Below are 11,823 nucleotides of genomic sequence, written 5' to 3' on the forward strand. Positions count from 1 at the left end.
TGATTGTTCTACGGTTCCTTGTATGAACCGTAGTTCAACCCCGTTATTTTTTACGATTACGAACGATGAATTTATCGGATTTGTTTTTCTTCTTACGTGTTTTGGCGCCAAGAGTTGGTTTACCCCAAGGAGACATTGGAGACTTACGTCCGATAGGAGCACGGCCTTCCCCGCCGCCATGCGGGTGATCGTTCGGGTTCATTACAGATCCACGAACAGTTGGGCGCTTGCCTAACCAGCGTGAACGTCCAGCTTTACCAATGTTGATTAGTTCGTGCTGCTCGTTGCCTACCTGGCCTATAGAAGCACGGCAAGTTGCAAGAATCATACGAACCTCGCCTGAATTTAAACGAACGAGAACATAACGTCCTTCTTTACCAAGAACCTGAGCTGAAGTACCGGCCGAACGCACTAGCTGTCCGCCTTTTTCAGGTTTAAGTTCAATGTTATGAATGACAGTACCAACAGGAATATTTGCTAGTGGAAGAGCGTTTCCGGTTTTGATGTCAGCCTCAGGGCCGGACATAACCTCCATACCTACTTGCAGGTTTTTAGGAGCCAGGATGTAACGTTTTTCTCCATCCACATAGTTAATTAATGCAATGTTTGCAGAACGATTTGGATCATATTCGATAGTGGCAACGCGCCCTGGTATACCATCTTTATCACGTTTGAAATCAATGATACGGTATTGACGCTTATGGCCGCCACCTTGATGACGAACTGTTAACTTACCTTGATTGTTACGGCCGCCTTTTCTTTTTACAGGAGCAAGCAATGATTTTTCCGGTTTGTCAGTAGTGATTTCAGCGAAATCAGAAACCGTCATGCCGCGTCGGCCGTTAGAGGTAGGTTTATACTTTTTAATCGCCATGTGTATTTCCCTCCTTCTCTAATGAATTAAGCTTCGAATAATTCGATTTCTTTACTATCAGCAGTTAACTTTATAATCGCTTTACGGCGCTTGTTCGTATATCCTGTGCGATTGTTCATGCGTCTGAACTTGCCTTTATAGTTCATAATGTTAACTTTTTCAACTTGTACATCGAAGATTTCTTGTACAGCATCTTTAACTTGAGTCTTGTTAGCTCTTACATCCACTTCAAACGTGTACTTCTTCTCATTCATTAAGTCTGAAGAACGTTCAGTGATTACGGGGCGCTTAATGATATCGCGTGCATCCATTATGCAAGCACCTCCTCTACTTTTTCAACAGCTGATTTAGTCAAGATCAATTTGTTGTGTGATACAACATCAAGAACATTTAGACCATTAGCCTCCACAACAGTAACACCAGGAATGTTACGGGCGGACAAAGCAACTTTCTCGTCTAAACCGTCAGTTACAACTAACGTTTTAGCATCGATGGAAAGTCCTTTTAGAACAGCTGCGAATTCTTTTGTTTTTGGAGTTTCGAATGAAAGGCTCTCAAGAACTAAAATGTTTTTTTCTAATGCTTTTGAAGATAGTGCGGATTTTATCGCTAAACGGCGTACCTTTTTGGGTAACTTATAGCTATAAGATCTAGGGGTCGGTCCGAATACAGTACCACCGCCTCGCCATTGTGGTGATCGGATAGAACCTTGACGAGCACGCCCAGTACCTTTTTGACGCCATGGTTTGCGTCCGCCGCCTGCAACTTCAGAACGATTTTTCACTTTATGAGTTCCTTGACGCAAGGAAGCTCTTTGCATGATGATTGCTTCGAATAATACATGATTATTGGGCTCAATACCGAAGATTGAATCGTTTAGCTCAATATCGCCAACTTGTGATCCACCCTGGTTGAACAATGTAACTTTCGGCATTCTAATGCTCCTCCTTTCTCAGAAATTACTTAGATTTAACCGCACTTTTCACTTTTAATAGCGCTTTTCTTGCACCGGGTACATTACCTTTGATTAAAAGTAAGTTGCGTTCCACGTCCACTTTAACAATCGATAAGTTTTGAACAGTGATTTGTTCTCCACCCATGCGTCCAGGCAATGCTTTCCCTTTGAATACACGGTTCGGAGCAACAGGGCCCATTGAACCAGGGCGACGGTGATAACGGGAACCGTGAGCCATTGGCCCGCGAGATTGTCCATGGCGTTTAATAGCGCCCTGGAAGCCTTTTCCTTTTGAAATTCCTGTTACATCTACGATATCGCCTTCGGTGAATACATCAACTCTGACTTCCTGACCCATCTCGTAATCGCCGAGATTTGCATCGCGGAATTCGCGAATGAAGCGCTTAGGAGCAGTGTTTGCCTTTGAAACATGTCCTCTAGCTGGTTTGTTAGAAAGTTTTTCGCGCTTATCTTCGAAACCAATTTGAACTGCTTCATAGCCGTCTACCTCAACTGTTTTCTTTTGAAGCACCACGTTCCCGGCAGCTTCCACTACAGTTACGGGGGTAAGTTCACCATTTTCAGCAAATACTTGAGTCATACCGATCTTTCTTCCTAAGATTCCTTTGGTCATTAGTCACACCTCCTAGATTATCTTTTATAATTTTTATATCAGTTTACAGTTTGATTTCAATATCCACACCTGATGGCAGGTCTAAACGCATAAGTGAATCAACTGTTTGTGGAGTTGGGTTCACGATGTCGATTAAACGCTTGTGTGTACGCATCTCGAATTGTTCACGAGAATCTTTGTATTTATGAACCGCACGCAAGATTGTATATACAGATCTTTCGGTTGGTAATGGAATTGGACCGGATACAGCCGCACCAGAACGCTTTGCAGTTTCAACGATTTTCTCAGCAGATTGATCAAGAATTCTGTGATCATATGCTTTCAAACGAATACGAATTTTTTGTTTTGCCATTATTTTCCCTCCCTTTCGCCTATTTTTTAAATAGACCTTCTCAATGGAAATTTCCCACACACGTGCCATGGCAAAGCGGCCGGGTGTGTCAGCAACCTTCCATATCATCGCAGTCAAAGACCAACATTGTCTATTATACATAAAACACACTGTCTATGCAAGGTAATTCTGCACTTTTCCATGTGTTAGACACTTTTACTATTATACATAGTCAGCCATGCAATTTCAAGATAATCTTTAATCATATTTGGCTGTAATTATTTTTGTCTACTATATTTACTCCTTACCCACAAGCGAGATGGCCAAGGAAAGACTTACCTCGTGATCTCTCAGCTTAAAAAAGGAAAGTATTTCGGGGAGGGGAAGCATTACTTTTAATTTGAAATAACAAAAAAAGCAAACGGCGTCCCGTCTGCTTTTTTAAATATTTCTTTAAGCGCAATTTCAGTTATTCACTGATTGTAGCTACAACGCCAGCTCCAACAGTACGTCCACCCTCGCGGATAGAGAACTTTGTGCCTTCTTCGATAGCAACTGAAGCGATAAGTTCAACACTCATTTCGATGTTATCGCCAGGCATAACCATTTCTACGCCTTCAGGAAGATTACAAATACCAGTTACGTCAGTAGTACGGAAGTAGAACTGTGGACGATAGTTGGTAAAGAACGGAGTATGACGGCCGCCTTCTTCTTTAGAAAGAACGTAAACTTCAGCTTTAAACTTTGTGTGCGGGTTAATTGTGCCAGGCTTAGCTAAAACTTGGCCACGTTGGATATCTTCACGAGCTACCCCACGAAGAAGAGCACCAATGTTGTCTCCTGCCTCAGCATAGTCAAGAAGCTTACGGAACATTTCTACACCTGTAACAGTTGTAGATTTTGGTTCTTCAGCAAGACCGATGATTTCAATTACATCACCAACTTTAACTTTTCCGCGTTCTACACGTCCAGTAGCTACTGTTCCACGGCCAGTGATTGAGAATACATCCTCAACCGGCATCATGAATGGCTTGTCAGTGTCACGTGTTGGAGTTGGGATATACTCATCAACTGCAGTCATAAGTTCGTTGATTTTTTCTTCCCAAGCTGCGTCACCTTCAAGAGCTTTAAGAGCAGAACCTTTGATTACTGGAATATCGTCGCCAGGAAAATCATACTCAGAAAGAAGGTCACGGATTTCCATTTCAACTAGTTCAAGCAATTCTTCGTCGTCAACCATGTCGCATTTGTTCATGAATACAACAAGGAAAGGAACACCAACTTGACGAGAAAGAAGAATGTGTTCACGAGTTTGTGGCATTGGACCGTCAGCAGCAGATACAACTAGGATTCCGCCATCCATTTGAGCAGCTCCAGTAATCATGTTTTTAACGTAGTCAGCATGTCCCGGGCAGTCAACGTGTGCATAGTGGCGTGTTTCAGTTTCGTACTCTACGTGTGCAGTAGAGATTGTGATACCACGTTCTCTTTCTTCTGGTGCACCGTCGATTTGATCGTACGCACGAGCTTCAGCTCCACCAACTTTAGCAAGAACAGAAGTAATTGCAGCAGTTAAAGTAGTTTTACCATGGTCAACGTGACCAATTGTTCCGATATTAACATGTGGCTTAGAGCGATCGTATTTAGCTTTTCCCATTAGGATTTTCCTCCTTAAAATTATAAATTAATTTAAGTATATGGTGCTATGAAAGCCGGAATTTCTCCGCTTTCACAGCTTACATAAGTAGTTATACTTTAATAAGAGATGAAAATCAATTATTCACCTTTATTTTTTTTCACAATTTCCTCGGAGATGCTCTTAGGTACTTCTTCATAGTGATCGAAGTGCATAGAGAATGTTCCGCGGCCTTGTGTATTAGAACGTAGAGATGTTGCATAACCGAACATTTCAGATAGTGGAACCATCGATTTAACCATCTGTGTGTTGCCGCGAGCTTCCATACCTTCTACACGGCCACGGCGAGATGTGATATCTCCCATAATATCGCCCATGTATTCTTCTGGAATAACAACTTCCACTTTCATTACAGGTTCTAAGATAACTGGTTTACATTTGGATGCAGCATTTTTAAGAGCCATAGATGCCGCTATTTTAAATGCCATTTCGTTGGAGTCAACGTCATGGTAAGATCCATCAAACAATCTAGCTTTAATGTCAACCAGCGGGTATCCAGCGAGTACACCATTTGCAAGCGAGTCTTGTAGACCTGCTTGAACGGCAGGAATGTATTCACGAGGAACGACACCACCCACGATACCATTTTCAAATTCGAATCCTTTTCCTTCTTCGTTAGGAGAGAATTCAATCCAAACATGTCCGAATTGTCCGCGTCCACCAGATTGTCGTACGAACTTACCTTCTACCTGAGCAGATCCACGGAAAGTTTCGCGATAAGCAACCTGAGGAGCGCCAACGTTTGCTTCTACTTTGAATTCACGGCGCATACGGTCTACAAGAATATCTAAATGAAGCTCCCCCATACCAGCAATGATAATCTGACCCGTTTCTTGGTCAGTATGAGCACGGAAGGTTGGATCTTCTTCTTGTAACTTTTGAAGAGCTGTAGTCATTTTATCCTGGTCAGCTTTTGATTTAGGTTCAATAGACAAGGAAATAACCGGCTCTGGAAATTCCATTGATTCTAAGATGACAAGACTTTTCTCGTCACACAGAGTATCACCAGTTGTAGTATCTTTTAGACCTACCGCAGCTGCGATATCTCCGGCATATACCTTAGAAATCTCTTCGCGGGAGTTTGCGTGCATTTGAAGGATGCGTCCTACACGTTCACGTTTTCCCTTAGTAGAGTTCTGTACATAAGAACCAGAGTTCAAAGTACCAGAGTATACACGGAAGAATGTCAGTTTACCAACATAAGGGTCAGTCATAACTTTAAATGCAAGAGCTGAAAATGGCTCATCGTCACTTGATAGACGAGTTATTTCTTCATCAGAATCCGCAAGAGTCCCTTTAATTGCAGGTACATCAAGCGGTGATGGAAGATAATCAATGACAGCATCCAGCATTAATTGAACACCTTTGTTTTTAAAAGCCGACCCGCAGATTACCGGATAGAATTCTACGTTAACAGTACCTTTACGAATCGCAGCTTTGATTTCTTCGTTAGTAAGATCTTCTCCGCCAAGGTATTTTTCCATCAACTCTTCATCTAATTCTGCTACCGCTTCGATTAACTTTTCACGGTATTCATCTGCTAGAGCTCTGTGCTCATCAGGTATTTCACGAACTTCAATATCAGTTCCTAAGTCATTTCCGTAAAATACAGCTTTCATTTCCACAAGGTCAATGATCGCTTCAAATTCATCTTCCGCACCGATCGGTATTTGAATTGGATGTGCATTTGCCTGAAGACGTTCATGAATTGTTTTTACTGAATATAAGAAATCAGCACCAATTTTGTCCATTTTGTTTACGAAAACTACACGGGGAACACCATAAGTTGTAGCCTGACGCCAAACTGTTTCAGTTTGAGGCTCAACGCCTGATTGTGCGTCAAGTACAGCCACTGCACCATCAAGGACACGAAGGGAACGCTCTACTTCGACTGTAAAGTCTACGTGTCCCGGTGTATCGATGATGTTTACGCGGTGGCCTTTCCATTGTGCGGTAGTCGCCGCTGATGTGATCGTGATACCACGTTCTTGTTCTTGCTCCATCCAGTCCATCTGAGATGCACCTTCGTGAGTTTCACCGATTTTGTGAATACGCCCGGTATAATAAAGAACACGTTCTGTTGTCGTCGTTTTACCGGCATCGATGTGAGCCATGATGCCGATATTACGGGTGTTTTCTAAGGAGAACTCTCTTGCCATTTGGTCTTTCTCCTTCCGTATATGAGTAGTATGATTTTATAGAAAGAATTAATTTTACCAGCGATAGTGGGCAAAAGCTTTGTTTGCTTCAGCCATCTTATGAGTATCTTCACGTTTCTTAACAGAAGAACCAGTGTTGTTGGCAGCATCAAGGATTTCGTTAGCTAAACGCTCTTCCATCGTTTTTTCACCGCGAAGGCGAGAGTAGTTTACTAACCAGCGAAGTCCAAGAGTAGTACGGCGTTCCGGGCGCACCTCAATAGGTACTTGGTAGTTCGAACCGCCTACACGGCGTGCTTTAACTTCTAATACTGGCATAATATTTTTAAGAGCTTGATCGAATACTTCGATCGCCTCTTTGCCAGAACGTTCTGAAATAATATTGAATGCTGAGTAAAGAATTTTTTGTGATTTACCTCTTTGTCCGTCAACCATCATTTTGTTGATCAAACGAGTCACAAGCTTGGAATTATAAATTGGATCTGGTAATACGTCTCTTTTTGAAACAGGGCCTTTACGAGGCATAAATATTCCTCCTTTCGATTAAGTTCTTATTTTCTAGCAGATTATTTTTTTGCAGCTTTCGGACGCTTCGTACCGTATTTGGAACGACCTTGCATACGATTGTTTACACCAGATGTGTCAAGCGCACCACGAACGATGTGATAACGCACCCCCGGCAAGTCCTTTACACGTCCGCCTCGGATAAGCACCACGCTGTGTTCTTGAAGATTGTGTCCGATACCTGGGATATAGGCAGTTACCTCGATACCGTTTGTCAAACGAACACGCGCATATTTACGCAATGCAGAGTTTGGCTTCTTCGGTGTCATTGTCCCAACACGTGTACAAACACCACGCTTTTGCGGTGATGATACATTGGTTTGTGATTTTTTAAAGCTGTTGTAGCCCTTGTTTAGCGCTGGAGATTTTGATTTCTCTACTTTAGACTCGCGTCCTTTACGCACTAATTGATTAATTGTAGGCATTACTTTTCCTCCTTTCACTTTTTCGTTCTAGTCCCACACATCCAGGTGGTTCATAAAAGAGCAAAAACAAAGTTTTTGCGGAATGAGCCGCAAAAACAGTTTTACTTTTTAATGGCAACAGTTGCTGCTCCGACATCAATGCCGCATGCTTTTCCCAGCAATTTTGTCGAATCAACGTATGTGATTTGAACGTTTAATTCCTTGGCAGTTTCAACAACCCTGGATGTCAGAAATATATCTGCATCTTCGGCTATAATTACCTCTTGAATTAAATCGTTTTTAAGAGCTCTCACTGTTTGTTTCGTTCCTATAATCACTGACTTTGCCTGTAGTACTTTTTCATAAGACATCGGTCATATCCTCCAAAGCTGTTACAGGGTATCATAGGAGCACCTTTGCTATAATATCATCCCTTGAATAGAAATGTCAACTGTCTTTCAAAAAGTATTTCAACAACAAATTACATCATAAAGGGGAGGCTGGCTCATGAGAGTCAGCCTCCGTTGTTATCAGTCTACAGTTACAGTTTCTTCATTAAGGTCTTTCGCAAAAACAGGCTGCGCCTTTTTGTATCGGGGCATGCCAGTCCCGGCAGGAATAAGCTTACCGATGATTACATTTTCCTTAAGGCCAAGCAGTTCATCGCGCTTACCTTTGATTGCAGCATCTGTAAGTACTCTTGTAGTCTCCTGGAAGGATGCGGCGGACAAGAATGAATCCGTTTCAAGAGAAGCTTTTGTGATACCCAGCAGTATCGGACGGCCTGTTGCTGGCAATTTGCCTTCTAATAAAGCTGAGGTATTAGCAAGAGTAAACTGGTGTATATCGAGTAATGTTCCCGGAAGCACATTGGTCTCCCCTGCATCGATTACACGTACTTTACGAAGCATCTGTCTTACCATTACCTCGATGTGTTTATCGCCAATTTCTACCCCTTGCATACGGTATACCTTTTGAACTTCACGAAGCAAGTATTCTTGCACATGCACAACGTCTGTTACTTTCAGCAATTCCTTCGGGTCAATTGAACCCTCTGTCAATTCCTGGCCGCGTTGTACATATGAATCTACAGCCACTTTCAGACGCGCTGTGTATGGAGCTGTATAAGTACGTGATTCTACGGCACCCTGAATCACGATTTCCTGCTGTTTATCCCTAATTTCATTGATGCCAACGACAGTTCCTTCAATCTCAGTAATAACTGCTTGACCTTTAGGGTTTCTCGCTTCAAAAATTTCCTGAATACGAGGCAAACCTTGAGTGATGTCATCCCCAGCAACTCCACCAGTATGGAAGGTACGCATTGTTAACTGTGTACCAGGTTCTCCGATGGATTGTGCAGCTATGATGCCGACTGCTTCACCCACTTCAACTTCTTCGCCAGTGGCAAGGTTTCGGCCGTAACATTTCTTACATACACCATGGCTGGTGTTACATGTAAAGGCTGAGCGGATCCAAACCTGTTCTACACCGCTGTCCTCAATATACTTAGCCAGATCTTCAGTAATTAACCCATTTTCGGCCACAATCACTTCATTCGTTTCCGGATGTTTGATCGGTTTTCTTGCATAGCGGCCGACTAAACGTTCTTCTAAATGCTCAATGATTTCAGTTCCGTCTTTAAGTGCAGCAACCAGCAATCCGCGGTCTGTTCCACAATCGTCATCACGGATGATTACATCCTGGGCAACGTCTACGAGACGGCGAGTAAGGTAACCGGAGTCGGCTGTCTTAAGCGCTGTATCAGCAAGGCCTTTACGAGCACCGTGAGTGGAGATAAAGTACTCTAACACGGTTAAACCTTCGCGGAAACTTGATCGGATCGGCAGTTCGATAATACGTCCGGCCGGGTTGGCCATCAATCCACGCATACCGGCAAGCTGTGTAAAGTTAGATGCGTTACCACGGGCCCCGGAGTCGCTCATCATGAAGATTGGATTACTTCGGTCCAAGGACTTCATCAGCTTGGACTGGATTGTATCCTTCGCAGCACTCCAGATGGAAATTACCCGGTCATAGCGTTCATCTTCGGTGATTAACCCTCGTCTGAATTGCTTTAACACGTTATCTACTTTCGTTTGTGCTTCTTCAATGATTTGCTTTTTCTCACTTAATACTACGATGTCGGCAACACCAACTGTGATACCAGCCTTAGTTGAGTGTTTAAAGCCAAGATCCTTCATGCGGTCTAGCATTTTAGACGTTTCAGTGATTTTGAAGCGTTTGAATACTTCCGCAATGATATTCCCAAGAATTTTTTTCTTGAATGGATCAATAATTGGCTGAGCCTGTATAAGTTCTTTAATGTTCGCACCTTTTTCTACAAAATACTTCTTGGGAGTCTCCTCTTCAAGATTTGTTTTTGTAGGTTCATTGATGTATGGGAACGATTTAGGCAAAATTTCATTAAAAATCAGTTTCCCTACAGTTGTAAGTAGAAGCTGATTATTTTGTTCTTCTGTAAATGTTTCGTTTTTTAACGAAGCAGCATTCACGGCTACCCGAGTGTGCAAGTGTACATATCCATTTTGATATGCCAGCAATGCTTCATTTGTGTCCTTGAAAGACATCCCCTCACCGATCGCTTCTTCTCTTTCAAGCGTCAGATAATAGTTGCCCAATACCATATCCTGAGATGGAGTAACAACCGGTTTGCCATCTTTCGGGTTTAGGATGTTTTGCGCCGCTAGCATAAGCAAACGGGCTTCAGCCTGAGCCTCAGAAGATAACGGAACGTGCACAGCCATTTGGTCGCCGTCGAAATCTGCGTTATAGGCAGTACATACGAGCGGGTGCAGACGGATCGCACGGCCTTCAACCAATGTAGGTTCGAATGCCTGGATGCCCAGTCTGTGAAGTGTAGGTGCGCGGTTAAGCAGCACTGGATGCTCCTTGATTACGGATTCAAGAACGTCCCAAACTTCAGGGTGTAACTTTTCAATCTTGCGTTTCGCTGATTTGATATTGTGCGCTAACCCTTTTTGGACCAGTTCTTTCATTACGAAAGGCTTGAACAGCTCGATAGCCATTTCCTTGGGCAATCCGCACTGATACATCTTCAAGTTAGGTCCTACAACTATAACGGAACGGCCAGAATAGTCAACACGCTTACCAAGAAGGTTCTGACGGAAACGGCCTTGTTTACCTTTAAGCATATGAGAAAGAGACTTCAATGGCCGATTACCGGGTCCTGTGACAGGTCGGCCGCGACGGCCATTATCGATTAATGCATCAACTGCTTCCTGAAGCATCCGCTTTTCATTTTGCACGATAATGCTTGGAGCGCCAAGATCCAATAGCCTTTTCAAACGATTATTCCGGTTGATTACACGACGATACAAGTCGTTCAAGTCAGATGTAGCAAAGCGTCCGCCATCAAGCTGTACCATTGGGCGAAGCTCCGGCGGAATGACCGGCAATACATCCAGGATCATCCAGGATGGTTCATTTCCAGAGTTACGGAAGGCTTCTAAAACTTCCAGACGTTTAATAGCACGTGTCCTGCGCTGTCCTTGAGCTGTTTTGAGCTCTTCTTTCAACGTATCTACTTCTTTTTCCGTTTTGATGTCCTGAAGAAGTTTTTTGATAGCTTCAGCACCCATTGAAGCCTGGAACTTCTTCCCGTACTTCTCGCGGTATACACGATACTCTTTTTCAGATAAAAGTTGTTTCTTCTCTAAAGAAGTATCACCTTTTTCCGTTACAACATAGGATGCAAAGTAAATTACTTCTTCTAAAGCGCGCGGTGACATGTCCAGGACAAGTCCCATACGGCTAGGAATGCCTTTGAAATACCAAATATGTGATACAGGTGCCGCCAATTCGATATGTCCCATGCGTTCACGGCGTACTTTAGCACGTGTTACTTCTACGCCGCACCGATCACAGACTACACCTTTATAACGGACACGCTTATACTTACCGCAATGACATTCCCAGTCCTTTTGAGGTCCGAAAATTCTTTCACAGAACAAACCGTCTTTTTCTGGCTTTAAGGTACGATAGTTAATTGTTTCTGGTTTTTTCACTTCACCGTGCGACCAAGAACGTATCTTGTCCGGCGAAGCAAGACCAATTTTCATATACTCAAAATTATTAACGTCTAGCAAGGGGCCTACCTCCCTTTTAATCTCGGGTTTTACCCTTATTGCTTAATATGGGGACAGAATATCATTTATAAAACAC

11 protein-coding genes are annotated in these 11,823 nt (G+C 43.0%); all 11 read right to left on the reverse strand.

All coding sequences use genetic code 11. The annotated features are described in order from the left end of the window. Window positions 1–43: 43 nt before the first annotated feature. The 11 genes from rplB to rpoC all read right to left on the reverse strand — a co-directional run bounded on the left by rplB (window position 44) and on the right by rpoC (window position 11,747). On the reverse strand, window positions 44–874 hold the full coding sequence (rplB, locus tag ELQ35_RS16065; protein WP_126865977.1) for a 50S ribosomal protein L2: 831 nt from the start codon (window positions 872–874) through the stop codon (window positions 44–46). A 26-nt stretch (window positions 875–900) separates the two neighbouring features. Then, the gene (rplW, locus tag ELQ35_RS16070) at window positions 901–1,185 is read right to left on the reverse strand and encodes a 50S ribosomal protein L23 (protein ID WP_126865978.1); all 285 of its coding nucleotides are present in this window, start codon (window positions 1,183–1,185) and stop codon (window positions 901–903) included. Next, entirely contained in the window at window positions 1,185–1,808 is a 624-nt protein-coding gene (rplD, locus tag ELQ35_RS16075; protein ID WP_126865979.1) for a 50S ribosomal protein L4, read from the reverse strand. Before rplD ends, rplW begins: the two co-directional genes overlap by 1 nt. Window positions 1,809–1,833: 25 nt before the next feature. Then, on the reverse strand, window positions 1,834–2,463 hold the full coding sequence (gene rplC, locus ELQ35_RS16080; RefSeq protein ID WP_126865980.1) for a 50S ribosomal protein L3: 630 nt from the start codon (window positions 2,461–2,463) through the stop codon (window positions 1,834–1,836). A gap of 43 nt (window positions 2,464–2,506) precedes the next feature. Next, window positions 2,507–2,815 (reverse strand): 30S ribosomal protein S10, encoded by a 309-nt coding sequence (gene rpsJ, locus ELQ35_RS16085; RefSeq protein WP_019244375.1) that lies wholly within the window; start codon window positions 2,813–2,815, stop codon window positions 2,507–2,509. Window positions 2,816–3,263: 448 nt separating this feature from the next. Further along, window positions 3,264–4,451: an elongation factor Tu gene (gene tuf, locus ELQ35_RS16090; protein ID WP_126865981.1), complete on the reverse strand. Its 1,188-nt coding sequence runs from the start codon at window positions 4,449–4,451 to the stop codon at window positions 3,264–3,266. A 119-nt stretch (window positions 4,452–4,570) separates the two neighbouring features. Beyond that, entirely contained in the window at window positions 4,571–6,649 is a 2,079-nt protein-coding gene (gene fusA, locus ELQ35_RS16095; protein ID WP_126865983.1) for an elongation factor G, read from the reverse strand. Window positions 6,650–6,703: 54 nt separating this feature from the next. Continuing rightward, on the reverse strand, window positions 6,704–7,174 hold the full coding sequence (gene rpsG / locus ELQ35_RS16100; RefSeq protein WP_126865985.1) for a 30S ribosomal protein S7: 471 nt from the start codon (window positions 7,172–7,174) through the stop codon (window positions 6,704–6,706). 41 nt (window positions 7,175–7,215) lie between these two features. Then, on the reverse strand, window positions 7,216–7,638 hold the full coding sequence (rpsL, locus tag ELQ35_RS16105) for a 30S ribosomal protein S12 (RefSeq protein ID WP_126865987.1): 423 nt from the start codon (window positions 7,636–7,638) through the stop codon (window positions 7,216–7,218). A gap of 101 nt (window positions 7,639–7,739) precedes the next feature. Continuing rightward, window positions 7,740–7,988 carry a 50S ribosomal protein L7ae-like protein gene (locus tag ELQ35_RS16110; protein WP_126865989.1) on the reverse strand — a complete coding sequence of 83 codons (249 nt, stop codon included), beginning with the start codon at window positions 7,986–7,988 and terminating at the stop codon, window positions 7,740–7,742. A gap of 159 nt (window positions 7,989–8,147) precedes the next feature. Beyond that, window positions 8,148–11,747, reverse strand: coding sequence for a DNA-directed RNA polymerase subunit beta' (gene rpoC / locus ELQ35_RS16115; RefSeq protein ID WP_126865991.1), 3,600 nt, complete (start codon window positions 11,745–11,747; stop codon window positions 8,148–8,150). Between the last annotated feature and the right edge of the window lie 76 nt (window positions 11,748–11,823).

The sequence above is a fragment of the Peribacillus cavernae genome (assembly GCF_003989135.1).
In the GTDB taxonomy this organism is placed as follows: domain Bacteria; phylum Bacillota; class Bacilli; order Bacillales; family DSM-1321; genus Peribacillus; species Peribacillus cavernae.